This is a genomic window from Streptomyces sp. YJ-C3 (assembly GCF_053891275.1).
Window position 1 is genome coordinate 1,158,976 of sequence record NZ_CM132685.1, and the last position, 24,023, is coordinate 1,182,998.

Here is a 24,023-nt window from a genome sequence, read left to right on the forward strand (position 1 = left end):
TGCGGCCGGGGCCAACGGAGAGGCGGGCCGTGGTGGGGGTGGGGGCCGTCAGTCCTTCAGCCGGACCGGCAGCGAGTCCACCCCGTACACGATCGACAGCTTCCGGAACTCCAGCTCGGCCGGCGTCACCCCGAGCCTCAACTCCGGGAAGCGGCGCACCAGTTGAGGGAACGCCGCACGCAGCTCCATCTTGCCGAGCTCCGCCCCGATGCAGCGGTGGATCCCGTACCCGAAAGCCAGGTGGGACGAGGCCGGCGGACGGGCGGGCAGGAACGCGTCCATGTCGTCGCCGAGGCGCGGATCCCGGTCCGCCGCGCTCAGCGAGACGATCACGATGTCGCCGCCGGATATCCGGACACCGCCGATCTCGGTGTCCTCGCGCGCGAACCGCGGGAACGCCGTCTGCACGACCGTGAGATGACGCAGCAGCTCATCGACGAAGGGGGCCGCGACCGTCGCCGGGTCCTCCGCGTCGCGCAGCGCCTCGAAGTGCTCCCGGTCCTGGAGCATGATCATGGTGCCGAGCGCGAGCATGCTCGCGGTGGTCTCCAGCCCGCCGGTGAGCACACCGTCGGCGAGACCGGTCAGTTCCTCGTCCGTGATGGTGTCGCCGTGCTCGCGCACCAGCATGCCGAGCAGGCCCTCGCCGGGGTTGCGCCGCTGCTCGGCGACGACGCCGCGCAGGTAGTCGAGCGACTGCGACACCGCGCCGAAGGACGCGCCCGCGCCGCCCAGCACGTCGAAGCGGGCGACGGAGAACTGCTGGAAGGCGTCGCGTTCCTCGTACGGGACACCGAGCAACTCGCAGATGACCAGCGCCGGCACCGGCATCGCGAAGTGCTCGACGAGGTCGGCCGTGCCGTCGGCCGACTCCTGCGCCGCCTTCTCCAGGTGAGCGAGCTGCTCCTCGACGATCGCGTGGATGCGGGGCGTGAGGCGCGACAGGCGGCGCATCGTGAACTCGGGAGTGAGGAGCCGGCGCAGCCGCGTGTGGTCCGGCGGGTCGCAGAAGCCGAGGCCGCCCGGATTCTGATCGGCCCCGGCGCCGCCCACGCCGACCAGATGGCGGAAGTCGTTGCTGAAGGCCTTGGCGTCGCCGAGGACTTCCTTCGCCTCGTCGTAGCCGGACACCAGCCACACCGTCATGCCGGGGATCGGCAGTCTGCTGACGGGCTCACGCTCGCGCAGCTCGCCGATCTCGGGAACCGGGTCGACGCCCTCGCGGCGCAGCGGCAGCAGCGCGGCGTCGGGCAGCTTCGCCAGCACGGACAGATCGAGGCTTCCCCCCTTCTTCCGCAGCCGGGAGAAGTAGAGGCGGGTCAGCCAGGTCGCTATCGCGGAACGTACGGACATGTGCTCGCATCTCGGCGGTGGGACGGACGGGCCTGCGTAGGAAACGCGGTACGTGTGGGGCCGTGGTTCTGACGGTGGCGGGGGTCCGCCAAGGGTACGTGCGTTCACCGGGTCCCGCGGAAGAGGGGCCGACCCCCTGATCCGCCCTGGGGACACCCCCACCGCCGCCCCGGCAAATACAGATGAACCGGAACCCGGTCCTTGCGACCATGAGGTCCATGAGTTCGGACGAGCACCCCCACGCACACCCCCAGGCACACCCCCACCCCCAGTCTCAGACCCACCCCCACGCATCCGCATCACCCGGCCGCTCCTTCGACGAGCTCGTCGCGGAGGCCGTCGCCGCGCCCACCGAGGGCTGGGACTTCTCCTGGTTCGTGGGGCGGGCCACCGAGCAGCGCCCGTCCTGGGGGTACGCCCGCGCCATGGGGGAGCGCCTCGCCCGCGCCGAGGCCGCCCTCGATCTGCAGACCGGCGGCGGCGAAGTGCTGAACCAGGCGCCGGAGCTGCCGCCGCTGATCGCCGCGACCGAGGGCTGGCCGCCGAACGTCGCGAAGGCCACCCGGCTCCTCGCCCCGCGCGGGGTGGTCGTCGTCGCGTCCCCCGAGGACGCCCCGCTGCCCTTCGCCGACGCCGCCTTCGACCTGGTCACCAGCCGCCACCCGGTCAAGGCCCACTTCGCCGAGATCGCCCGCGTACTGCGCCCCGGCGGCACGTACTTCGCCCAACACGTCGGCCCCAGCAGCGTGTTCGAGGTCGTCGAGTACTTCCTGGGCCCGCAGCCGGAGCAGGTCCGCCGGGCCCGCGACCCGTACACGGAGCAGGCGGAGGCCGAGGCCGCCGGCCTGGAGATTGTCGACCTGCGCGCGGAGCGGCTGCGGATCGAGTTCCACGACATCGGCGCCGTCGTCCACTTCCTGCGCAAGGTCGTCTGGATGGTCCCCGGCTTCACGGTCGAGGCGTACCGCCCCCGACTCCTCGCCCTGCACGAGCGGATCGAGCGGGACGGCCCGTTCGTGGCGCACAGCACCCGGCATCTGATCGAGGCCCGCAAGCCCGCCGCGTAGTGCGCTACGGCGAATCACGGCGTCCGCGGCCCGGCAGCGGGCAGGACGCCGCGATCCCGCGAGGTGAGGGCCCTCCCGCCGGTCACCTGAGGCAACCGATTCCGCATCGTTATCGAGACCCACTCGATCCTCACGTAAACCTCACGTAAGTTCAGACCAACGGCAATTCGCGTGAGCAAAGCTGCGCGGCGGTACCGCGCGGCGGAGGGGGCTGCGCGGTGCCGCTTGCCCTCGCGGGAGTCCCGGCCGGCCGGCACAGGACCCGAATGCGCCATATCCGTGACGGTGCCCCGCCCGGCCGAACGCGCGTCAACCGCGTGCATGACACGGGAGGGGGACGCCGAACCCCCGGCGGCGCACCAGTGAATACGGTGTCAAAGACGCCTGTGAGCCCTCTGTGGAGCGGCCTGAAAGCTACCTCCACGCGTCGCCGGACGACTGCGGAGAGTAGTTGTGGCACGCCGATGCACGCAGCATCACTTACGAAGGGTTATGGTGGAAACCCCCCCTCGGGCCGGTCCGTCTCCCCCCCCACGGACCGGCCCGTTTTTTTGTCCGTACAAAGGACGCCACAAGCCCCGCTCAGGGGCCCGTGGCGTCCGCGCCGGGTCAGCTCCGGCCGGCCCAGATGTTGGTGCCGGGCGTCGAGACGGCGAACGAATCGATTTCGGTCAGCTCCTCGTCCGTCAGCTTCGCCGCGGCGAGCGCCGCCACGTTCTCCTCCAGCTGCTTCACGCTGGAGGCGCCGATCAGTGCCGACGTCATCCGCTCGTCGCGCAGCACCCAGCTCAGCGCGAGCTGCGCCAGGGACTGGCCGCGGCGCTGCGCGATGTCGTTCAGCCCGTTCAGCCGGCGCACGACCTCCTCGCTCAGCAGATCCGGGTCGAGCGACTTGCCCTGCGTGGCCCGCGAGCCCTCCGGGATGCCCTTCAGGTACTTGCCCGTCAGCAGGCCCTGCGCGAGCGGCACGAAGGAGATGCAGCCCATGCCGGCCGCCTCCAGGGTGTCGAGCAGCCCGTCGTCCTCGGTCCAGCGGTTGATCATCGAGTAGGACGGCTGGTGGATGAGGGCCGGAACGCCCATCTCCTTGAGGATCCGCGCCGCCTCGGCCGTCTGCTCGCTGGTGTACGAGGAGACGCCGACGTACAGCGCCTTGCCCTGCTGCACCGCCGACGCGAGCGCGCCCATCGTCTCCTCGAGCGGGGTCTCCGGGTCGAAGCGGTGCGAGTAGAAGATGTCGACGTAGTCGAGACCCATCCGGTTCAGGGACGCGTCGAGCGACGACAGCAGGTACTTGCGGCTGCCCCACTCGCCGTACGGGCCGGGGTGCATGAGGTAGCCCGCCTTGGTCGAGATGACCAGCTCGTCCCGGTACGGAGCGAAGTCCTGCGCGAACATCTTCCCGAAGTTCAGCTCGGCGGAGCCGGCCGGCGGCCCGTAGTTGTTCGCCAGGTCGAAGTGCGTGACGCCCAGGTCGAAGGCGCGGCGCAGGATCGCGCGCTGGGAGTCGAGGGTGCGGTCGTCACCGAAGTTGTGCCACAGGCCCAGCGAGATCGCGGGCAGCTTCAGGCCGCTGCGGCCGGTGCGGCGGTACTCCATGGAGTCGTACCGGTCCGCGGAGGCGACGTAAGGAGAGGTGTCGTTCATGGGTACGAAGCTACGTCAGTCCACTGACACCCCCTACCTGGCACCTGGTTTCACGGGGGTAGGCTTTCGCCCTCGGGGACTGCCGTCTGCACGGAGGGGCAAAAAGACCGTGAACCTGCGGGAGAGGCTGCGCGGCCTGCTGGTCAGGCTGTACGCGCGCCGGGTGGAAGGCCACCTGGACCACGACCGGGCGCCCAAGCACATCGGGGTCATCATGGATGGCAACCGACGCTGGGCCAAGGCTGCCGGATCCACCACCGCCCAGGGCCATCAGGCGGGCGCCGACAAGATCGAGGAGTTCCTCGGCTGGTGCAGCGAGACGGACGTCGAGGTGGTCACGCTGTGGCTGCTGTCGACGGACAACTTCGACCGGCCCCAGGAGGAACTGGTCCCGCTGCTCGGCATCATCGAGGACACCGTCCGCTCGCTCGCCGCGGACGGCCGCTGGCGCGTCCACCACGTGGGCGCCACCGACATCCTGCCGTCGGGCCTGCAGACCGTCCTCAAGGAGGCCTCGGAGGCCACCGCGCACGTCGACGGAATAGTCGTCAACGTCGCGATCGGCTACGGCGGCCGCCAGGAGATCGCCGACGCCGTCCGCTCCATGCTGCTCGACGCCGCGGAGCAGGGGCAGTCGCTGGAGCAGGTCGCCGACACCGTCGACATCGACCTCATCGGCAAGCACCTCTACACCAGGGCGCAGCCCGACCCGGATCTCGTCATCCGCACCAGCGGCGAGCAGCGCCTGTCGGGCTTCATGCTCTGGCAGACGGCCCACGCCGAGTACTACTTCTGTGAAGTCTTCTGGCCCGCGTTCCGCAAGGTCGACTTCCTGCGCGCGATGCGCGACTACGCGGCCCGGCACCGGCGTTACGGGGGCTGACCCCACGTCACGGGGGACGCAGGTCATCAGGAGTTAACGTACGCGCCGTCCTATGCCGTGGCATGGCTGCGCGTGTTCGAGGGAATAACCCTCCCAGGTCGGTGTCCGAACCACGGACGCCGGTTCTCAGCGGACGGCACGGGGCCGTCCGCCCGGGAGGCCCCTTGCACCAGGACGACCGTACGCAGATGAGTACGGATGACGACTTGGAGGGCCGGCTCTCGGCCCGTGCAGCGCGGCCGGAGACCGGTGAGTCTCTCCCGCCCTCCCGGCCCAGCAAGCCCTCCGTCGCTCCCCGACCTCATCCGAGGGGGTACGTCCTTCCGTGGTGACCAGCAACAAGCGCCACAAGCCTGACCGGCGCACCTATGTTCTCGACACCAGCGTCCTGCTGGCCGATCCGAACGCCATGACCCGATTCGACGAGCACGAAGTGGTGCTTCCCGTCGTGGTGGTCACGGAGTTGGAGGCCAAACGGCAGCATCCGGAGCTGGGGTACTTCGCCCGGCAGGCCCTGCGCCTGCTGGACGACTACCGCATCCGCTTCGGGCGTCTGGACGCCCCGATCCCCACCGGGGAACTGGGCGGCACGCTGCGCGTCGAGCTCAACCACTCCGACCCCAGCGTCCTGCCCTCGGGCTACCGCCTCGGGGACAACGACTCCCGCATCCTCGCGGTCGCGCGCAATCTGCAGGCCGAGGGGTTCGACGTCACGGTCGTGTCGAAGGATCTGCCGCTCAGGATCAAGGCGTCCTCGGTCGGCCTCCTCGCCGAGGAGTACCGCGCCGAGCTCGCCATCACGGACTCCGGTTTCACCGGAATGTCCGAACTGACGCTGCCCGCCGAGCAGGTCGACCTGCTCTTCGAGGAGGACAGCCTCTACGTTCCCGAGGCCGCGGACCTTCCCGTGCACACGGGTCTGACGATCCACTCCGAGCGCGGCAAGGCGCTCGGCCGCGTCACACCCGAGGGCAACGTCCGGCTGGTGCGCGGCGACCGGGAGGCGTTCGGCCTCAAGGGGCGCAGCGCCGAGCAGCGGATCGCGCTCGATCTGCTCCTCGACCCGGACATCGGCATCGTCTCGATGGGCGGCCGGGCCGGCACCGGCAAGTCCGCGCTCGCCCTGTGCGCGGGCCTGGAGGCCGTGCTGGAGCGGCGCCAGCACAAGAAGGTGATGGTCTTCCGTCCGCTGTACGCGGTCGGCGGGCAGGAGCTCGGCTATCTGCCGGGCACCGAGGCCGAGAAGATGGGGCCGTGGGCGCAGGCCGTCTTCGACACCCTCTCGGCGGTCACCTCGCGCGAGGTCATCGAGGAGGTCACGGCCCGCGGGATGCTGGAGGTGCTGCCGCTCACGCACATCCGCGGCCGGTCGCTGCACGACGCGTTCGTGATCGTGGACGAGGCCCAATCCCTGGAACGGAACGTCCTGTTGACCGTTCTGTCCCGTATCGGGGCGAACTCGCGTGTGGTCCTCACTCACGACGTCGCCCAGCGCGACAACCTTCGGGTCGGGCGCTACGACGGTGTCGTCGCGGTCGTCGAGAAGCTGAAGGGGCATCCGCTGTTCGCGCACGTCACGCTCACCCGCTCGGAGCGGTCGCAGATCGCGGCCCTGGTGACCGAAATGCTGGAGGACGGTCAGATCTGAGGTAGACAGCACCAGTTGGTCCCATTTGGCGCCGTCCGGAGAAGCCAGAGAGCTTAGCCGGGCGGCGCCTCGCCGCGTGCGCGTTTCCGGAAAACCCCTGGGGCAAACGGGGTGTGACGTTTGCCACCCGGCACAGAATTGCCTTGCGGCGTCCCGATACGGCAGAGTCACGGTCCTGTCAGGCCCCGCATACGACACTTGTGTACCCCCAGCGGTACGGCATCACCGCAGCCTCGGCTGCAACTGAACTTCATAGAGACCGTCGTATGCCGCCCGAGCACCACGCGGCGCTCCCGAACGGGAGTTGCCCACCGGGCCCGTGCCTCCCGTGACCCGTCAGGTGGGAGGCCAGTGCTGGGGGCACGATTGCGTCCGCGAGGGTCACACTCCAGCGGGCGATGCTGGAAGGAAACCGTGTGAGCCGGATTTCGGTCCGGGGATTCGCAGTGGCCTCGGCCACCGCGGTCACCACTGTCGGCGCCGTCGTGGGTGTTGCCTCGGGCAGCACCGCTCAGCCCTCGAACGAGGCTGAGGCAACGGCCGGCGACGCGACCCTCCTCGCCGACATACCCGCCGGTCAGCAGGCGCAGGTTCAGACCGCGTCGCTGACTCAGCAGGCACAGACGCAGGCCATCGCGGCCGACAACGCGGCGCAGAAGAGTGCGGAGGAAGCGGCTCGCAAGCAGGCCGCCGAGGACGCCGTCGCCAAGCAGAAGGACGCGCAGGCCGCGAAGGAGAAGGCCGAGCAGGAGGCCAAGGAGCGCGAGGAGGCCAAGAAGGCCGCCAGCCGTTCCGCGACCCGCGACGCCTCCAGCTTCGCTACGCAGGCCTCGTACTCGGTCAGCCAGATCCAGGCGATGGCGCGTCAGATGGTGCCGTCCGGTCAGTTCCAGTGCTTCAGCAACATCGTGGACCACGAGTCCAGCTGGAACTACAAGGCCACCAACGCCTCCTCCGGCGCCTACGGTCTCTTCCAGGCACTGCCCGCCTCCAAGTACTCCTCGGCGGGCGCCGACTGGCAGACGAACCCGGCCACCCAGATCAAGTGGGGCCTCAACTACATGAACGGGCGCTACGGCAGCCCGTGCGAGGCCTGGTCGTTCTGGCAGGCCAACAGCTGGTACTGAGCAGGACACCGCTCAACCCTGCGGAGCCCCTCACCGTCCTACGGTGAGGGGCTCCGTCCATGTACGGTCGGAGCCACGGACTCCGGGGGGAGTGGTGAGAGCGCACGGGGGAAAAGGACGAATCATGTCGCGTGTTCCAGGCTGGCTCGGCAGAGTCGGCGCCGGTATCAGCAAGGTGGGCGAGCGTCTGGACGAGCGCCGCGCCGAGGCCGAGCGGTCGGACGGGGATCTGCCCGGCCCGCCCGCTCCAACTGCCGTGCGGCGCACGGAGACCGAGGCGGTGTCCGACAAACCGGCAGCCGACGATCCCTCGCAGGACCACGTGCCCGCGCCGCCGCGGTACGCGCCGGCCATAGCGGCCCGGCCCGAACCGGCCACGGCGGTGCCGTGGGGACTGCGGGTCGCCGCGGAGGCCGCCTGGCGCCTCCTCGTGCTCGCCGGCACGGTCTGGATCCTGATAAGGGTCATCAGCTCGGTGCAGCTGGTGGTGTTCGCGTTCGTCGCGGCGCTGCTCATCACCGCGCTGCTGCAGCCGACGGTGGCACGGCTGCGCCGCCGCGGCGTCCCGCGCGGACTCGCCACGGCCCTCACCGCCATCCTCGGCTTCGTCATCATGGGGCTGGTCGGCTGGTTCGTCGTCTGGCAGGTCCAGGAGAACATCGACAACCTCTCCAACCAGGTGCAGGACGGCATCGACGAGCTGCGCAAATGGCTCCTCAACAGCCCGTTCCACGTCACCGAGGACACGATCAACGACATCGCGAAGTCGCTGCGCGAGGCCATCGGCGCCAACACGGACGAGCTCACGACGGCGGGTCTGGAGGGCGTCACCGTCATCGTCGAGGCGCTGACCGGCATTCTGCTGGCGATGTTCTCGACGCTGTTCCTGCTCTACGACGGCCGGCGCATCTGGGAGTGGACGCTCAAGCTCGTCCCGGCGCAGGCCCGGCCGGGCATCGCGGGCGCGGGCCCGCGGGCGTGGCGGACGCTGACGGCGTACGTGCGCGGCACGGTGATAGTCGCCCTGATCGACGCCATCTTCATCGGCCTCGGCATCTTCTTCCTCGGGGTGCCGATGGCGGTGCCGCTGGCCGTCTTCATCTTCCTGTTCGCGTTCATCCCGCTGGTCGGCGCCGTCGTCTCGGGCGCGCTCGCCGTGGTCGTGGCGCTGGTGACGCAGGGCGTGTTCACCGCCGTGATGGTGCTGGTGGTCGTCCTCGCCGTGCAGCAGATCGAGGGCCACATCCTGCAGCCGTTCATCCTCGGACGTGCGGTGCGGGTGCATCCCCTGGCGGTCGTGCTGTCGGTCGCCGCCGGTGGGATGGTGTCGGGGATCGGGGGAGCGGTGGTGGCCGTGCCGCTCGTCGCCGTGACCAACACGGTGGTCGTCTATCTGCGGTCCTGGTCCCGGGAAGCCGCGATCAGGCAGGCGCCGGCGCCGCACGGCGCGACCGCGATGGATCTTGCGCCGGTGAGCGCACCGCCGGCTCACACCGACGGCGCGTCAGGCTCCACAAGCCCCTCCGGCCCGTCCGACCCCTCCGGTTCCGCAAGCCCCTCCGGCGACTGAGGAGCGGGGCCCCGTGGCCCCACAGCACAAAAGTCTGGCCCCGCCGCGAAAGCGACGGGGCCAGACCTTTGTGTGCGGCTTACGCCAGGACATCCTCGGCGTCGACCGTGACGGCCACCGCCTGGATCACCGAAGCGATCTTGAACGCCTCCTGGACGACCTCGCGGTCGACCCCGGCCTTGCGGAGCACCTGCTCGTGCGAGTCGAGGCACATGCCGCAGCCGTTGATCGCGGAGACCGCGAACGACCACAGCTCGAAGTCGACCTTGTCGACCCCCGGGTTGCCGATGACGTTCATCCGCAGGCCCGCGCGCAGCGTCCCGTACTCGGAGTCCGAGAGCAGGTGGCGGGTGCGGTAGAAGACGTTGTTCATCGACATGATGGCGGCGGCCGACTTGGCGGCCTTGTACGCCTCGGGCGACAGGTTCGCCTCGGCCTCGGGCGCCAGCTCGCGCAGGACGCGCGGCGAGCGGGAGGCGATGGCGCACGCCAGGACCGTGCCCCACAGCTGCTGCGGCGGCAGGTCCGAGTTGCCGATGACCGAGCCCAGGTTGAGCTTCAGGTCCTTGGCGTAGTCCGGTATGGCGGACTTCAGTTCGTCAAGTGCCATGTCAGAAAGCTCCGTTCACTCGCCGGAGAGCAGCGCGACCGGGTCCAGGGTCTCGTCGCCCTTGCTCCAGTTGCACGGGCACAGCTCGTCCGTCTGCAGCGCGTCGAGGACCCGGAGGACCTCCTTGGGGTTACGGCCGACGGAACCGGCGGTCACCATCGTGAACTGGATCTCGTTGTTCTGGTCGACGATGAAGACGGCGCGCTGCGCGAAGCCGTCCTCGCCCTCGATGCCGAGGTCACGCATGAGCTCGTGCTTCGAGTCGGCCAGCATCGGGAAGGGCAGGTCCGTCAGGTCCGGGTGGTCCTTGCGCCAGGCGTGGTGCACGAACTCGGAGTCACCGGAGAAGCCGAGGACCTGCGCGTCGCGGTCGGCGAACTCCTCGTTCAGCTTGCCGAAGGCGGCGATCTCGGTGGGGCACACGAAGGTGAAGTCCTTGGGCCACGCGAAGACGACAAGCCAACCCTTGTCTTCGCGGTTCTTCTTCAGCCATTCCGCATCGATCCGCTCGAACTCCTTGCCCTTCTCGAGCGAGACGCAAGCCTGAAGGTCGAACTCGGGGAACTGATCTCCGACAGAAAGCACAAAAGCCTCCGATGGTGCTGGGTTGGACGAAAAGAACCCTGCCACATCGTGGATCATGCAGGGAAATCGATCATTCCGGTGACTCTGATAGGTGATGGCGATCAGTCGAGGGCTGGGCCACCGGCACTTCTTCCCCATGCCGCCAGTAGCGCAAGCTGGTCCTGATACGTCTGCTGTATCAACTCGCCTATGCGGGCAGCGTGTTCTCGTGTGGCACACCACAGGCGCTGAGCGAGCGCGTAGCCGCCTTGGTGGGGCGCGACCACGAGGTCGGGCCAGAGCGGGTCGAGGCCGAGTACGGTGCGCCGAATCTCCGGCTCGAAGTCGCCATGCCAGCCGACGGGGCGTACGAACTCTGGTGTGGAGGAGGCGCGTCCAAACCATCGTTGCAGGTCGCGCGCACAAGCATCCCGAAGTGCCTCGTCCCTGGGCGGTTCCCGGACCAAGTCCAGCAGACGACGCGCCGCGCGGGGGTCGTCGAGGACGACGAGTGGCAGGCGGTGCGGGCGGGACGTGCGGTGACGGCGCGTTCCCGTGTCGTCGAGGAGCGCGGCCGTACGGTCCGTGACCGTAGTGAAGCGGGTTCCGGCATCCGTCAGCCGGAGCCACAGATCCCAGTCCTCCAGCCCCACCCCGGGACGCCAGCCGCCCACCCGCTCGACGAGGCCGCGTCGGTGAGCCACCCGCGACGGCTCGAACAGTGGGGCGAAGAGCTGGAATTCAGGGTGCCAGCACATGTCCAGGGAGGTCGAGGCGGCTGTGCGTGCGCCGTCGCGATCGACAGTGACGTTTCCGGTGGCCACCGCCTCCGCACCCTTGTCGAAGGCGGTCAGCAGTACGGCCAGGTGTTCGGGAAACCACGTGTCGTCATGATCCACGTAGGCGACGATCTCTCCGCGGGCGTGCTCCAGGGCGAGGTTGCGTGGGCCGCTGGGGTGGCCATGGCGGTTCGCGCGCAGAAAACGGATGCGGGGATCGTGGCGGGCGGCCGTCCGCACCACGTCGTCGGTGTCGTCGTCGCTGCCGTCGGAGATCACGATCATCTCCCAGTCGTCGACCGACTGTGCCTGTACGGACTCCAGTGTGGGCACGATCGCCGGACCTCTGTTGTACGTGGGGCAGACGACCGAGACACGAGGCATGGGCGGACCTTTCCGCAGTGGGCCGGGAGACTTGAGAGATTTGGCGACCTGAAACGGTGCCGTTCTTGGCGTGAGGGTATGCCTGTGCCCGAGTTTTTGGCCACGTCCGAGGAACCGGGCGATCGGGCCCCATCGGAAGTAGGGGTAACCCCATCCCCTGGTAGGGGAAGAAACCGGCCCCGGGAACGGGGATTCCGTGTGTGTCGAGCCATAGATTTCTTCTTGCCGGTCGGCGCAGGGGGATGCCGGTCACGGCACGGATCGAAATGTTCCGCGCATACAGAATTCTGGTGCGCGGCATTCAGAAGGTCGGGGGGACATGACCGAGTACTCGGTGCTCATGCCGTTCCTGCCGCGTAGGCCGGAGCAGTTGCTGCAATACGCCGCGCTGGTGGAGTGGACCGGGGCGCGTCGGCTGTGGCAAGGGCAGGCCATGCTGGTGGAGCCGTTCCAGGGCTTCGCCTCCGCGGCCGGCGCCGGCTTCCGGGTGCCGACCGGACTCGGGGTCACGCTGATGCCGCTGCGGCATCCGTACGAGGCGGCCCACCAAGTGCGCTCTCTCGCCCTGGCCACGGGGGAGTCGGTGGTGGCCGGATTCGGCCCGGCGGGCCGGTCCTTCCAGACCAGCCTGATGGGCGCCCCCTACCGAAGCCCGCTGACGGCGGTGCGGGAGTACCTGACCATCGTGCGCGGACTGCTCGACGGTGCCGAGGTCGATGTCCGGGGCGAGTACTTCTCCTGCCGTGCACGGATGGGGCCGGCTGTCGCGCCGCCGATCGATCTCGGACTCGGAGTGCTGCGACCGGGTATGGCGCGACTGGCCGGAGAGATCGCGGACGTCTCGATCACCTGGCTGACCCCGGCGTCGTATCTGGAGCACACCGTGTTGCCCGCGATGCGCGACGGCGCGGCCACCGGCGACCGGGCGACACCGCGGCTCTCGGCGATCGTGCCCGTAGCGCTCGACCGGCCGGACAGGGCGCCCACGGACATGGTGATCGCCAGCAATGCGGCACATATGCAGGCACCGCACTACATCGACATGCTCAAAAAAGCCGGAATCGACATCTCCGGCCTCGAACTGCCGGATGCGGCTCGCCGAATGATCGACGGTGGAGCATTTGTGCACGGCGACATCGGTCAGATCGCGGACAGGCTTTCGGAGTATCGCAAGGCCGGTGTCGACGAAATCATTCTGAATCTTACGGGCGTGTGCAACGTGTACGGCCCGAAAGCTGCCATGAGCGACCTCAAGACAATTCTGGGTGCACTCGCATGACGGGGAAGGTGGAAAAGGTGAGCCGGAATCGGCTTTCTCTGGCCAGGCGGCACCTGATGTCCTGGGGGACCGGGCAGCCGCTGCCGGGCGCGGCCCATGCCGGCATGCAGGGCAGTGTGACGGTCGTCGTGGAGAGCGACGCCCACCTGGCCGCCGTGCTCGCCTCCGATCTCGTCGGGCCCGGCTCGGCCGTCTTCGCTCCGGGCGCGCCGGCGGACGCCGCCGCCGACCGCCGGGTGGCGCTCGTCATGGGGTACGAGGGTTCGCTGGGCGAGCCCGGCGGCGACCTCGTCCTGGAGGACGACGACACCTTCTACCTGCAGACGCAGGACTACGGCACGTCCGCCTACATGTCGGTGATCGGAGCGACGCTCGTCCGCGTCATGGAGGACGGGGACTTCGAGGCGTTCCTCACCGACGCCGACGCGGCGTTCAGCGAGGGCACGTTCCCCTCGTTCGTGACCGACCCCGCCGTCCAGCTCACGGACGTCGCCGCGCTGGGAGCCGATCTTGCCGACGACGGCCCACGCACCCGGCTGTATGTACGGGCCGACGGCTCCATCAGCACCGGACCGGGGGGTCTCGAGCTGGCGCGCATCGACGACGGCCCGCACCTCTTCGGTGCCGTGACCGAGCGGTGGGAGAAGGCGAACGCTCTCAGTGCACTGCCGTGCGCCGCCGCCCTCGCAGATGTCGTCGACGACGGCATACGGGTACGAGAGCTGGCCGGCCGCCCCTGGATCGGGCGTTACCTGAAGGCGATCGAGGCAGTACGCGAACTGCGGGCGCGAGGGGAGTCACAGATCCGGGTGTCGGGATTCGGAGGCCGGCTTGCTCCGGTGCCCGCGGAATCCCCTGAGCCCGTCGTCGGCTGCCATGACGTCGATGACGCCGCCGTGCCGCTGCTGCTGTGGACGGATGACGCCGCGTTCGTCCGGGCGGAGGGCCGGACCTTCCGGATCAGCCGTACGGCGGGCGAAGCGGTGGAAGCCCTGCTGGTCCGGGGTTCTCTGGACGCGGCGTCAGCCGTCGCGGACCGGGTGCTGCTCGCCGAGGTGGTCCGAACCTTCGCGGCCGGCGGAGTGCGGCTGGTGCCCGTCTCCGGTGAAACCGCCGGTAGCGGCGACGAGTTGGCCGGAGCGACAAGGTGACGTCCCCCACCGATACCGTCCCTGCCCTCGGCCGGCTGCCGGGACGTGCCGGAGCCCTGCTGGCGGAACTCGGCGACCGGGCGGAACTGCACGACCTGTACGACGAGGCGGGGTCGGCGGTCTACCACGACATCACAGCGAGCGACACGCACGAGGTGCGGGAACTGGTCGCCCTGGTACGGCAGTCGACCGGACCGGTCCTCGAACTCGCGGCAGGATCCGGTCGGCTGACCCTTCCACTGCTTGCCACCGGGCGTCATGTGACCGCACTCGAACTGTCCCCGGGCATGCTCGCCGCCCTGGACGAGCGTCTGGCATCCGCCCCCGAGCGGCTGAGGGAGCGCTGCACGCCGGTGCGTGGCGACATGAGCCGGTTCGATCTGGGGCAGCGCTTCGGCGCGATCGTCCTGGGCACGACATCCGTGTCGCTCCTCGACGCACCAGGCAGGGCAGGACTGTTCGCGGCGGTGCGTGAGCACCTCGCTCCGGGCGGACGCTTCCTGATCTCCACGGTCGATGACGCCCTGCCCGGGAACGGCGTGGAGGGCGAGGACGGCGAGGGGCCCGGATCCGACGAGAACGTGTATGAGCTGGCCGGCGCCAGCGGGCGCGTGTACCGCATGCACGAGTACTGGCCGTCCGGTGCCACCACCCGCAAGGTCACCGTCTTCCCCGGTGACACCGACGGAGCGCAGGACGGGCCGGTGCCCGTCTTCACGAGCTCCATCGCGATCGTGCCCGCCGACCTGCTCATCGATGAGACGACCGTCGCCGGACTGTCGCTCGTGGCCCGCCATCCGCTGCCCACGGGCGGCGCACGGCACCGCGACGTCCTGCTCGAAATGGAGGTGACGGCATGAGCGCCACCGGTGCGGACCGCCGACCACCCGCGGTCGCCGAGGGCACGACCGCCCTGTGGCCGTCCCTGCTGTCCCCCGCCGATCACGGCAGGGACGACCTGTGCGCGGTCGCCGCCGAAGGAGTGAGGGTCCGCTTCGCCGACGGACGTCAACTCCTCTGTGGTTCGAGTGGGTTGTGGAACACCAACCTCGGCTATGGCAACCCCGTGATCGCGGACGCGGCCGCGCGGGCCCTGCGCGACGCCTCGTACCTGAGCGTCTTCCGGTACGAGAACGCCTACGCCCGCCGGGCCGCGGCGGAGCTGGTCGACCTGTGCGGCGCCGGGCACTACGGCAAGGTGCTGTTCTCCACGTCCGGCGGCGCGGCCAACGACCTGGTGATGAAACTGGCACGGCAGTACCACGCGCTGCGGGGCACGCCCCGGCGCAAGGTCGTGGTCGGACTGCGCGGCAGCTATCACGGACTGACCTACGGCTCGTTCTCCCTGACCGGTGACGACCTGGGGCAACAGGTGTACGGGGTCGACCAGCGACTCGTGCGGCACGTCACGCCGAACGACCCGGACGAGCTGGCGACCCTGCTGCAACGGCAGGGCGCGCAGATCGCCGCCGTCGTCGTCGAACCAGTGCTCGGCACCGGGGCCGTACCGCTCGACGACGCGTACGTCGCCGAGTTGCTCCGACTGCGCGACGTCCACGGGTTCCTGCTGGTGGCCGACGAGGTGGCCACCGGGTTCGGCCGTACCGGCAGCTTCTTCGCCTCGCAGCGCTGGCCCGGACAACCGGATCTGCTCGTCGCCTCCAAGGGCCTGACCAACGGCACCTGTGCGGCCGCGGTCGTCATCGCCTCACACCAGGTCGCGGACGAGTTCACCGGCTCCGGTGCCCTCCTGACCCACGGTGAGACGCAAGCCGGTACACCGGTGACCTGCGCGGCGATCCTGGCGACGCTGGACGAGATGCGCAGGCTGGACGCGGTGGCGCGCGGCCGTCGTCTCGCCGACCGGCTCGACACCGAACTCGGGCGGCTGGTGTCCGAGCACCCCGACGTATCCGCGACCACCGGCATCGGCTGTTTCCGCTCCGTGCGGGTGCGCGGGGCCGACGGCTCGGCCCTGCCGAACTCCGAGGTGCCGGCGCTCGTCGCCGCGATCCGCGACGCGGGCGCCATCGTCCACCCCGGCCTGCACGGCATCCAGCTCTTCCCGGCCCTCACCTACACCGAGGACGAACTGACCGAGCTGATGGAGTGCGTCCGCACGGGCCTGACCGCGTACGCGCGGACGGCACGGAACGCGGAGGGCGGCGCATGACGCTCGGCTGGCACTGCCCGACGCTCATGATGTACGGCTGCGACGGCCTGGCGCCTTGGCTGCGCAACCGTGCGGAACGCGCGAGCACGCTCGTCGTCGACGGCGCCGTGGCCGATGCTCCGGTGACCACCCGTGTCCACGAGCAGCTCGCCAGGGCCGGCCATGAAGTCGAGACCGTCGAACTCTCGGGTTCCGGCGGTCTCGCGGAAGTGGAGACGCTGGCGGACCGCCTCTCCGGTGTGCGGCTCGTCGTCGGGGTCGGCGGCGGCTCGCTGCTCGACCGGGCGAAGCTGGCCGTGCAGATGAACGCGGTCCCTGACACCCGGGCCCGGCTCGCCACACCGCAGCGCAGCGGCCTGGTGCTGCTGCCGGCCGTTCCGGCACCGGCCCGCGCGGCACTCGTCGCCGTACCGACCACGCTCGGCACCGGTTCGGAATGCAGCTCGGTGGCGTGCCTGACCGTGTCCGGTGCCAAACGCCTCGTCATGGGAGCGTCCCTGTACCCGGACGCGGCCGTGATCGACCCGTTGGCGACATCGACCCTGCCGCACGAACTCGTCGCGGAGGGCGTCCTCGAGGTGCTGTTCCGGCTGACGGGGCTGTATGTCGGAGACCACGGGGACGCGCCCACCGAGGACGCGCTCGCCGAGACGCTGATGATGCGCGCGGTACGGCTCGGATGGGAGTTGCACGCGGCGCGGACGGCCGGGGACGAGGCCGGGCACGCTCGGCTGCGCGCCGAGGCGGCCAAGGTCAGTGGGCTCAGCCACGCGGGCTGGGTGGTGCTGGGACGTCCGCCGTACGCGAGCAAGGGCTGGTACCTCGCCAACGAGCTGTCGTCGGCCCTCGGGGTCCGCAAGATGACGGCCGTCACCGCGCTCCTGCCGCCTCTGTGGCAGGCCGTCACCGACGGCGACAGCAGGCTCGGCTCCGGCCCTCGCCTTGCCCGGTTGTGGCAGGCGCTACGGACGGCCGGACCACGAGAGTTGTCCGTCGACCCGGCCACCGGCGTGGCAGAACTGGCCGACGCCTGGCGCGTGGACCGGAGCCTCACGGCGGACGACGCGCAGCTGAAGGCCGTATCGGCCCGAGCGCTGCGCGCCTGGGGCGCGGGCCTGCCGATGCTCGACGGCCTCACCGCCGCCGACATCACGGGCCTGCTGCGCCAGGCCACCCGGGACGAACCCTCGTAGGGGAGCCCGCACACGAAGACTTCCGTCGCCGCATGCCCGGGCGTACGACGGCGGATGCCCTGAAGGAACAGCACAGACAAGGAGGGGGGACAGATATGCAGGCGATCGAGAACGCCGCGCAGGACTTCACGCCCGCGCTGGAGCTCGGCATGCAGGAGCTGGAGGCCATGGAGGCGCCGGGCTTCTGGTCCGTGACCGGCTACGTCAGCGGCGCCGGTGTCAGCGGCGCTGTCACGTACAGCGTCGTGGCGACCGTCCTCACCTGATCTTGGTCCCGGGCCGTCCCACTACGGCCGCCGGTACCACCGAATCGTCACGAGCCTTTGAGAGGAGGTGAAAAGCATGCAGGAGAACAACCTCGACATCTCCGCGCTGGAGCTGGACATGCAGGAGCTGGAGGCCATGGAGGCCCCGGGCTTCTGGTCCAACTTCAAGGACGGCGTCACGGTGTCCGTCGCCGTGAGCGCCATCTACGGCGGCGTCGCCGTCACCTGAGCACCACCCGTCCGCCCGCGGTCACACCCCGAGCTGTGACTGCGGGCTGAGGGACCAACCCGGTTGCGGGCGGGCAGCTGACCGCCCGCAACCGGGTCCGCGGCCATGTGAGCGCGGCATCAAGCAACCGAGAGGGAAGGCATGTCGAAGAAGCAGGCTCAGACACGGGCCAAGTCCAACCAGAAGATCGCCTATGCGATTCCGCTGCTGGTCGTCGGGCTCGCCTTCTGCCAGATGACGCTCGACGGAACCGCGGCCCGGATCGGACAGGCCGCCTTCACGATCGCCCTCCTCGGCTGTGTCGTCCGTATGACACTCAACGTGCGCGCGGCGAGGAAGGCATGACCGGCGGCCCGGTCGTCACCTGCACAAGGCTGACCAAGAGCTTCGGCCGGGTGACCGCTGTCCAGGACGTCACCTTCGAGGCCGGTTCCGGCCGGATCGTCGGCCTGCTCGGCCGCAACGGCGCGGGCAAGACGACCACCCTGCGCATGCTGCTCGGACTGACCGCTCCCACCGCGGGCGAGGCCACGGTCTTCGGCCACCGGTACGCCGAACTGCCGCACGCCGCCCACCGGATCGGCGTCAGCATGGACGGCATCGGCGCCCTGCCGGGGCTCAGCGGCCGGCGCGACCTGCGGATCTGGGCGCGCATGCTCGGACTGCCCGCGCGCCGCGTCGACGAGGTACTGGAGCGGGTCGGTCTCGGCGACCGGGCCGACCGTAAGATCAATGGCTACTCCACCGGCATGAAGCAGCGCCACGCCCTGGCCTCCGCGCTGCTGGCCGACCCTGAACTGCTGATTCTCGACGAGCCCGCCAACGGCCTCGACCCCGATGGAATCCGCTGGCTCCGCACCTTCCTGCGTTCCCTGGCCGACGAGGGACGTACGGTCCTGATCTCCAGCCATCTGCTGGCCGAGGTGGAGCAGACCGTCGACGACGTGGTCGTCATCGACCGCTCCCTGCGCTACAGCGGTTCCCTGCACGACCTCACCCGCGGTGGCGAGGTCCGACTGGAGGACCGCTTCTTCGAGCTCGTCGACGCTGCCACGACCGAGGAGTCCGTCCATGCGTGATCTGCTGGCCGCCGAATGGGCGAAGGTGTGGTCCGGACGGGCCGCCTGGTCGCTGGCCCTCATCGGCACGGTGCTGTGCGTCCTGGCCGGCAGCGGATACGTCGCCAGTGGTGACGCCGACATCGCCAAGGGCGCCACCACCATCCAGGACGTCACGGACCAGCTGGTGCGCTCCTGGTTCATGATGCTGTTGATGTCCGCGCTGCTCGGCGCCGTCTACGTGAGCCGTGAGTACCAGGCGGGCGCGGTCGGCCGGTCGGTGCTGCTCAGCGGCGGCCGGACCCGGCTGCTCGTGGCGAAGCTGGCCGTCGGCACCGCGATGGGGGTCGCCTTCGGGCTGCTGGCCACCGTCTGCGCGGCCGTCTCACCCTGGATCTTCCTGCGGAGCACCGAGCACGATCCGGCGTGGACCCAGGAGACGACGCTCACGCTCGTCGGCGTGTTCGTGGTGACGGTGCTCGGCGCGCCCTGGGGGGTTCTGCTCGGCTGGATCCTGCGGAACCAGGCCGCCGCGGTGGCGACGGTGCTCGGGCTGACCCTGTTCGTCGACGAGGCGCTGCTGCGGGTGGCGCCGGTCATCGGCAAGTTCACCATGACCATCGCCATGAGCTCCGTGTACCGCGACGGCAAGCCCGAACTGCTCGGCGAACCCTGGGCGTTCGTGGTGATCGGCGCCTGGCTGGCCGTCGCCGGGTTCCTGGCGCACCGGTTCCTGCACCGTCGGGACGTGCTGTGAAGCGCGGCGGCGCGCTGCTGACCCGCCCCCGCGGCAAGGCAGCGGAGCCCACCGCCGAGGAGCGTGCCGCGCTGCTGGCACGTCCCCGCCTCGCCCCCGACGTCCAGGTGCACGACCCCATCGAGGACGGGGCACCCTGGCTGGTGCAGCGCGGATCCCAGCACTACATCCGCGTCGGCGCCGACATGGTGCGGCTGCTGCGGTCCATGGACGGGGCACGCGACCACGCCGGTCTTGTGCAGGTACTCGGGCCGCCGTGGCGCGAAGGTGATGTCGGGCGGGCCGTGGAGCGCCTCGACCGGATGGACCTGATCGCGGACGGCATGAAGCGCCGCCACAGCGGAGCCCGGTTCAAATACGTGCCCCCGCTGACGTTCCAGTTCACGGTTCTTCGTCCGGACCGCCTGCTCCAGCGGCTGACGCCACTGCTCGGCCTGCTGGCGGGCCGGGCCGGTGCCGTGTGCGCCCTGCTGCTCTCGGTGGGCGGTGTGCTGGCTCTCGCACTTCGGGCCCCCGACGTCTACCGGGCGCTCGGCGAGCCCCTGCCGCTCAGCTATCTGGCAGCCCTTGCCTGCGCCTCGATCGTCACCACCGCGCTGCACGAGCTGGGGCACGGTCTCGTCCTGGCCCACCACGGCGGCAAACCCAGCCGCATGGGCGTCATGCTCTTCTACCTGACGCCCGCCTTCTTCTGCGACGTCTCCGACGGCTGGCGGCTGCCGCACCGGCAGCAGCGTGTCCAGGTCGCCGTCGCGGGCATCGCCACCCAGACGATGATCGCCGGCACCGCCGCGCTCACCGCGTGGGCGGCAGGCGGGACCGGCGGGGCACTCAACGCCTGGGACGCGGTCCTCGTCTTCGCCGTCTCGACCTATACGACGAGCCTGCTCAACCTGCTGCCGTTCGTGAAGCTCGACGGTTACATCGCCCTGATGAGCCACCTCGACCTGCCGCACCTGCGAGACCGGACCATGACGGACGCCCGCTCCTTCCTGGCCAGGTCGCTCTTCGGCGGTACGGGGTACACCCGTGAACTTCCGCAGCTGCGCTGGTCGGTGGCGTTCGGCCTGGCCTCCATGGCGTTCCCGCTCTACCTGATCGCCGTCGCCTGTTCGCTCTGGCTCGGCCTCATCCAGGGCACCGGGCTCGTCGGCGCCTCGCTCGTTCTCACGGGAGTCTGCGCTCTCTTGTACCGCGCCTGGACCGGGGGCCGTCGGCTGACCCGGCAGGCACGGGAGGCCGGCGCCCGCACCGGCCGGATCACGGCGGTCTGGCTCCTCGTCGGCGGGGCGGCGACAGCCGTGGCGGCCTTCGTGTCCGTCCCGTACACGATCACCGGCGGTTACGTCACGGAAGGCGGGCGCACGACGCTCGTCCTGTCCGGTACGGCTGACCGGGACGCGCTGCACGCGGGGGCGAAGGTCTCGCTCGAACGCCAAGGCATGGTCACCCGTGCCGACATCGCCACGGCGCAGATCACCGAGTCCACCGGGACGCAGGGCACCGCGCCCCTGTCCGCGTTCGTGCCGGTGCGTGAGGGCGACACCGTGCCGGTGCCGGCCCACCGCGTCCCCATGCGGGTGACCGACGGTGAACCGGAAGGCGCAGGCGCGGCGCGGGTGTCGGCCGGGCAGCGGTCGCTGGGCGCATGGCTGTACCTCAACTACATAGCACCTGCCTGGCGTTGAGCTCACGCGGCGCCCGGCGTACACCGCAGTGCTCCCCTGGAGCGGAGAAGATCATGGACATCTTTCAGTACCTGGCGTTCTGCCCGCCCGGCACCCCGTATTTCGATGTGCCTTCGTCGCGGGGCGCCGCCGAGGACGACTATCCCCTGGCCCAGGACGAGCTGCCCGACGGCTGGACCCGCACCCTCGGCACGGAGTGGGCGGTGCTCGCGCCGCCGAGCCCTCGACTCCCCGCACAGGGCTGGAAGATCCATGTGTCGGCGACGCCGGGGAACGCCGAGCACGTGCTCGGCGTCGTCGCGAAGTACTGCACCACCGAGCAGGTGATGTTCAAGTTTCTGCGTGGTCCGGGAACGCTCAAGCGGCGCAACGGCAAATACGGCGACCGCAGCGGCAGCGGGAAGTTCGTGACGATCTATCCGCGCGACGACGGCCATCTCGCGCGCGTCCTGGCCGAGTTGGGTGACCTTCTCGACGGGGAGCCGGGCCCGTACATCCTCAGCGACCTGCGGTGGCGCTCGGGTCCGCTCTATGTGCGCTACGGCGGCTTCGTCCTGCGCTCGAAGCTGTCCCCGTCCGGCGAGACCGTGTACTGCATCGAGAATCCCGACGGCGAACTCGTCCCCGACCGGCGGGGCCCGGGCTTCCGGCCGCCCGAGTGGGTCACCCTTCCCGACTGCCTGACCGAGGCGGTCGCGGCACGCAACTCCGGTATGCTGCGGGACTTTCCGTTCACCGTCACCCGCGCCCTTCACTTCTCCAACGGCGGCGGCGTGTACCAGGGAACCGACACGCGTGACGACCGCAAGGTCCTGGTGCGGGAGGCCCGCCCCCATGCCGGGCTCGACGGCGACGGACGGGACGCCGTCATCCGACTGGGGCAGGAACACCGGGCCCTGGAAAAGCTGCAGGGCTCGCCGTGCATCCCGGAACTGATCGACCATCGCAAGGGGCACGAGCACTACTACCTGATCCGTGCATACGTGGAAGGAAATCCGCTCTCCAAGGAGATGGCCCGGCGCAATCCGCTGGCGCGCGGCAGCCAGGACCCCGCGGAGTTCGCCGAGTACGCCCGCTGGGCCGTGCACGTGCTCGACCAGATCGACGAGGGCGTCGCGGGCATGCACGAGCGCGGCGTCGTCTTCGGTGACCTGCACCCGGGCAACATCCTCGTCGACGAGGACGGCAAGGTCACCTTCATCGATTTCGAAACCGCCAGCGACGCCGACGGCGGGTCCGTCCAGCACATGGGAGCGGTCGGCTTCATGGCCCCCGCCGGATACACCGGACGGGCCGTCGACCGCTACGCGCTGGGCTGCCTGCGACTGGCCGTGTTCGCCCCGCTGGCCGGCGCGGTGACCTGGTCCCCGCACCACAAGGTCGCACAGCTCCTCGATCTGCTGGCCGCGCACTACCCGCTTCCCGACGGATTCGCCGCGCAGGTGTACGCGGATCTGGGGCCCGCACTCGCTCCGCAGGCGGCCTCCACCGTGAAGGAGATCCCCACTTGGTCGTCGCCCAGGTCGGCCGAATGGCCCGTTCTGCGAAACGAGTTGACCGAAGGGATCCTCGAATCCGTCTCGCGGGAGCGTACGGACCGGCTGTTCCCCGGTGACGCCGAACAGTTCGCACGTTCCCTCGGCGGAGCTGCCTTCGCGTACGGCGCGGCCGGTGTCCTGTGGGCCCTGCACCACGCCGGTGCGCCGATGCGGCCGCAGCACCTGGACTGGCTGATCACCGCCGCGCGGTCGGCGGCGGAGCCGGCGCCGGGGTTCCACCGAGGGCTCTCGGGCATCGCCCACACTCTGGCCGAAGTGGGCCGAGAGGAAGAAGCCCGCGAACTTCTCACGCGCATCACGCCGGCCGACCTCGACCGGGCCGACGACAGCCTCTACGACGGGCTCGCCGGAATCGGGCTGACCCAGCTGCACCTGGCGTCGCGCACCGGGGACAAGGAACTGCTCGCGGCCGCGCAGGACCTGGCCGTCCGCGTGGCCGAGCAGCGGCCGGCGGAGGCAGTGCCGTCGTACGGGCTGCTGCGTGGCCCGGCAGGCGGTGCGCTGTTCCTGCTGCGTATGTACGAACACACCGGCGAGGCAGGACTGCTGACGGCCGCCGAAAGGCGTGTGCGCGCTGATCTGGCGGGGCTGGGCTGGCGCGAAGGAGCCTTCGAGGCCGGCGCCGCCGGACGCCTTCCGCTGTTCGCCGGCGGCAGCGGAGGCACCGCCATGGTCCTGCACGAACTGCTCCCTCGACTCAACGCTGAAGTACCGGAGTTGGTGGCCGCACGAGACGCCGTCCGGCACGCCACGGCACTGCCGTTCACCACACAGGGCGGGCTGTTCCACGGCCGGGCCGGAGTCCTGATGGCGCACCTGCGGCTGTCGGGCGGCAGCCCCGATGAGGAGGTGGTCCGTCGCCACCTCGACGGATTCGGCCTGCACGCCGTGCACCTCTACGGCCGCCCCGCGTTTCTCGGCACCGAGTGCCTGCGGGTCTCCACCGATATGGCCACCGGAACCGCCGGCGTCCTGAGCGCGCTGGGCTCGGCGCTGGGCGGCAGCAGGTCCTGGCATCCGTTCCTGTGACCACCCCTG

22 protein-coding genes are annotated in these 24,023 nt (G+C 70.0%); 17 read left to right on the forward strand and 5 right to left on the reverse strand.

Going from position 1 to position 24,023, the window contains the following annotated elements:
- Positions 1-48: 48 nt before the first annotated feature.
- Positions 49-1,353, reverse strand: coding sequence for a cytochrome P450 (locus ACVHNB_RS05150; protein ID WP_428952601.1), 1,305 nt, complete (start codon positions 1,351-1,353; stop codon positions 49-51).
- 218 nt (positions 1,354-1,571) lie between these two features.
- Here ACVHNB_RS05150 and ACVHNB_RS05155 point away from each other — a divergent pair, with 218 nt between their 5' ends.
- Complete coding sequence (locus ACVHNB_RS05155; protein WP_456227506.1) at positions 1,572-2,420, forward strand: class I SAM-dependent methyltransferase; 849 nt, start codon at positions 1,572-1,574, stop codon at positions 2,418-2,420.
- Positions 2,421-3,029: 609 nt separating this feature from the next.
- On the opposite strand, the gene mgrA is transcribed toward ACVHNB_RS05155, so the two are convergent.
- Complete coding sequence (gene mgrA, locus ACVHNB_RS05160) at positions 3,030-4,067, reverse strand: L-glyceraldehyde 3-phosphate reductase (protein WP_428952599.1); 1,038 nt, start codon at positions 4,065-4,067, stop codon at positions 3,030-3,032.
- 109 nt (positions 4,068-4,176) lie between these two features.
- On the opposite strand from mgrA, the gene ACVHNB_RS05165 reads away from it, so the two are divergent.
- The 4 genes from ACVHNB_RS05165 to ACVHNB_RS05180 all read left to right on the forward strand — a co-directional run bounded on the left by ACVHNB_RS05165 (position 4,177) and on the right by ACVHNB_RS05180 (position 9,295).
- On the forward strand, positions 4,177-4,950 hold the full coding sequence (locus ACVHNB_RS05165) for an isoprenyl transferase (RefSeq protein ID WP_428952598.1): 774 nt from the start codon (positions 4,177-4,179) through the stop codon (positions 4,948-4,950).
- Between the two features lie 325 nt (positions 4,951-5,275).
- Complete coding sequence (locus ACVHNB_RS05170) at positions 5,276-6,598, forward strand: PhoH family protein (RefSeq protein WP_428952597.1); 1,323 nt, start codon at positions 5,276-5,278, stop codon at positions 6,596-6,598.
- A gap of 416 nt (positions 6,599-7,014) precedes the next feature.
- Entirely contained in the window at positions 7,015-7,725 is a 711-nt protein-coding gene (locus ACVHNB_RS05175) for an aggregation-promoting factor C-terminal-like domain-containing protein (RefSeq protein ID WP_456227507.1), read from the forward strand.
- Between the two features lie 124 nt (positions 7,726-7,849).
- A complete protein-coding gene (locus ACVHNB_RS05180; protein ID WP_456227508.1) occupies positions 7,850-9,295 on the forward strand; it encodes an AI-2E family transporter in 1,446 nt (481 codons plus the stop codon).
- Positions 9,296-9,374: 79 nt separating this feature from the next.
- On the opposite strand, the gene ACVHNB_RS05185 is transcribed toward ACVHNB_RS05180, so the two are convergent.
- The 3 genes from ACVHNB_RS05185 to ACVHNB_RS05195 all read right to left on the reverse strand — a co-directional run bounded on the left by ACVHNB_RS05185 (position 9,375) and on the right by ACVHNB_RS05195 (position 11,581).
- Complete coding sequence (locus ACVHNB_RS05185) at positions 9,375-9,905, reverse strand: alkyl hydroperoxide reductase (protein ID WP_428952594.1); 531 nt, start codon at positions 9,903-9,905, stop codon at positions 9,375-9,377.
- 15 nt (positions 9,906-9,920) lie between these two features.
- On the reverse strand, positions 9,921-10,490 hold the full coding sequence (locus tag ACVHNB_RS05190) for a peroxiredoxin (protein WP_428952593.1): 570 nt from the start codon (positions 10,488-10,490) through the stop codon (positions 9,921-9,923).
- Between the two features lie 101 nt (positions 10,491-10,591).
- Positions 10,592-11,581 (reverse strand): glycosyltransferase, encoded by a 990-nt coding sequence (locus ACVHNB_RS05195; protein WP_456227509.1) that lies wholly within the window; start codon positions 11,579-11,581, stop codon positions 10,592-10,594.
- A gap of 370 nt (positions 11,582-11,951) precedes the next feature.
- Here ACVHNB_RS05195 and ACVHNB_RS05200 point away from each other — a divergent pair, with 370 nt between their 5' ends.
- The 12 genes from ACVHNB_RS05200 to lanKC all read left to right on the forward strand — a co-directional run bounded on the left by ACVHNB_RS05200 (position 11,952) and on the right by lanKC (position 24,014).
- Complete coding sequence (locus ACVHNB_RS05200; RefSeq protein ID WP_428952591.1) at positions 11,952-12,911, forward strand: LLM class flavin-dependent oxidoreductase; 960 nt, start codon at positions 11,952-11,954, stop codon at positions 12,909-12,911.
- 56 nt (positions 12,912-12,967) lie between these two features.
- Complete coding sequence (mpaB, locus tag ACVHNB_RS05205; RefSeq protein ID WP_456227510.1) at positions 12,968-14,062, forward strand: daptide biosynthesis RiPP recognition protein; 1,095 nt, start codon at positions 12,968-12,970, stop codon at positions 14,060-14,062.
- A complete protein-coding gene (mpaM, locus tag ACVHNB_RS05210; protein ID WP_456227511.1) occupies positions 14,059-14,922 on the forward strand; it encodes a daptide-type RiPP biosynthesis methyltransferase in 864 nt (287 codons plus the stop codon). The genes mpaB and mpaM overlap by 4 nt, the downstream gene beginning before the upstream one ends.
- On the forward strand, positions 14,919-16,235 hold the full coding sequence (mpaD, locus tag ACVHNB_RS05215) for a daptide-type RiPP biosynthesis aminotransferase (RefSeq protein WP_456227512.1): 1,317 nt from the start codon (positions 14,919-14,921) through the stop codon (positions 16,233-16,235). The genes mpaM and mpaD overlap by 4 nt, the downstream gene beginning before the upstream one ends.
- Positions 16,232-17,428 (forward strand): daptide-type RiPP biosynthesis dehydogenase, encoded by a 1,197-nt coding sequence (gene mpaC / locus ACVHNB_RS05220; RefSeq protein WP_428952587.1) that lies wholly within the window; start codon positions 16,232-16,234, stop codon positions 17,426-17,428. The genes mpaD and mpaC overlap by 4 nt, the downstream gene beginning before the upstream one ends.
- A gap of 95 nt (positions 17,429-17,523) precedes the next feature.
- Positions 17,524-17,694, forward strand: a complete 171-nt coding sequence (locus tag ACVHNB_RS05225; protein WP_428952586.1) for a daptide-type RiPP — start codon at positions 17,524-17,526, stop codon at positions 17,692-17,694.
- Positions 17,695-17,770: 76 nt separating this feature from the next.
- Positions 17,771-17,923, forward strand: a complete 153-nt coding sequence (locus tag ACVHNB_RS05230) for a daptide-type RiPP (protein WP_428952585.1) — start codon at positions 17,771-17,773, stop codon at positions 17,921-17,923.
- Positions 17,924-18,064: 141 nt separating this feature from the next.
- Positions 18,065-18,268, forward strand: a complete 204-nt coding sequence (locus tag ACVHNB_RS05235) for a hypothetical protein (protein ID WP_428952584.1) — start codon at positions 18,065-18,067, stop codon at positions 18,266-18,268.
- Positions 18,265-19,002 carry an ABC transporter ATP-binding protein gene (locus ACVHNB_RS05240; RefSeq protein WP_428952583.1) on the forward strand — a complete coding sequence of 246 codons (738 nt, stop codon included), beginning with the start codon at positions 18,265-18,267 and terminating at the stop codon, positions 19,000-19,002. Before ACVHNB_RS05235 ends, ACVHNB_RS05240 begins: the two co-directional genes overlap by 4 nt.
- Positions 18,995-19,738, forward strand: coding sequence for an ABC transporter permease (locus ACVHNB_RS05245; protein WP_456227513.1), 744 nt, complete (start codon positions 18,995-18,997; stop codon positions 19,736-19,738). Before ACVHNB_RS05240 ends, ACVHNB_RS05245 begins: the two co-directional genes overlap by 8 nt.
- Positions 19,735-21,426, forward strand: coding sequence for a daptide biosynthesis intramembrane metalloprotease (mpaP, locus tag ACVHNB_RS05250; protein ID WP_456227514.1), 1,692 nt, complete (start codon positions 19,735-19,737; stop codon positions 21,424-21,426). Before ACVHNB_RS05245 ends, mpaP begins: the two co-directional genes overlap by 4 nt.
- Before the next feature lie 53 nt (positions 21,427-21,479).
- Entirely contained in the window at positions 21,480-24,014 is a 2,535-nt protein-coding gene (gene lanKC, locus ACVHNB_RS05255) for a class III lanthionine synthetase LanKC (RefSeq protein WP_456227515.1), read from the forward strand.
- Positions 24,015-24,023: the final 9 nt, after the last annotated feature.

Coding starts and splice junctions, on each gene's coding strand:
- ACVHNB_RS05150 (WP_428952601.1), bottom strand. CDS start 1,353: ATGTCCGTACGTTCCGCGATAGCGACCTGGCTGACCCGCCTCTACTTC.
- ACVHNB_RS05155 (WP_456227506.1), top strand. CDS start 1,572: ATGAGTTCGGACGAGCACCCCCACGCACACCCCCAGGCACACCCCCAC.
- mgrA (WP_428952599.1), bottom strand. CDS start 4,067: ATGAACGACACCTCTCCTTACGTCGCCTCCGCGGACCGGTACGACTCC.
- ACVHNB_RS05180 (WP_456227508.1), top strand. CDS start 7,850: ATGTCGCGTGTTCCAGGCTGGCTCGGCAGAGTCGGCGCCGGTATCAGC.
- ACVHNB_RS05185 (WP_428952594.1), bottom strand. CDS start 9,905: ATGGCACTTGACGAACTGAAGTCCGCCATACCGGACTACGCCAAGGAC.
- ACVHNB_RS05200 (WP_428952591.1), top strand. CDS start 11,952: ATGACCGAGTACTCGGTGCTCATGCCGTTCCTGCCGCGTAGGCCGGAG.
- mpaB (WP_456227510.1), top strand. CDS start 12,968: ATGTCCTGGGGGACCGGGCAGCCGCTGCCGGGCGCGGCCCATGCCGGC.
- mpaD (WP_456227512.1), top strand. CDS start 14,919: ATGAGCGCCACCGGTGCGGACCGCCGACCACCCGCGGTCGCCGAGGGC.
- mpaC (WP_428952587.1), top strand. CDS start 16,232: ATGACGCTCGGCTGGCACTGCCCGACGCTCATGATGTACGGCTGCGAC.
- ACVHNB_RS05225 (WP_428952586.1), top strand. CDS start 17,524: ATGCAGGCGATCGAGAACGCCGCGCAGGACTTCACGCCCGCGCTGGAG.
- ACVHNB_RS05230 (WP_428952585.1), top strand. CDS start 17,771: ATGCAGGAGAACAACCTCGACATCTCCGCGCTGGAGCTGGACATGCAG.
- ACVHNB_RS05235 (WP_428952584.1), top strand. CDS start 18,065: ATGTCGAAGAAGCAGGCTCAGACACGGGCCAAGTCCAACCAGAAGATC.
- ACVHNB_RS05240 (WP_428952583.1), top strand. CDS start 18,265: ATGACCGGCGGCCCGGTCGTCACCTGCACAAGGCTGACCAAGAGCTTC.
- ACVHNB_RS05245 (WP_456227513.1), top strand. CDS start 18,995: ATGCGTGATCTGCTGGCCGCCGAATGGGCGAAGGTGTGGTCCGGACGG.
- lanKC (WP_456227515.1), top strand. CDS start 21,480: ATGGACATCTTTCAGTACCTGGCGTTCTGCCCGCCCGGCACCCCGTAT.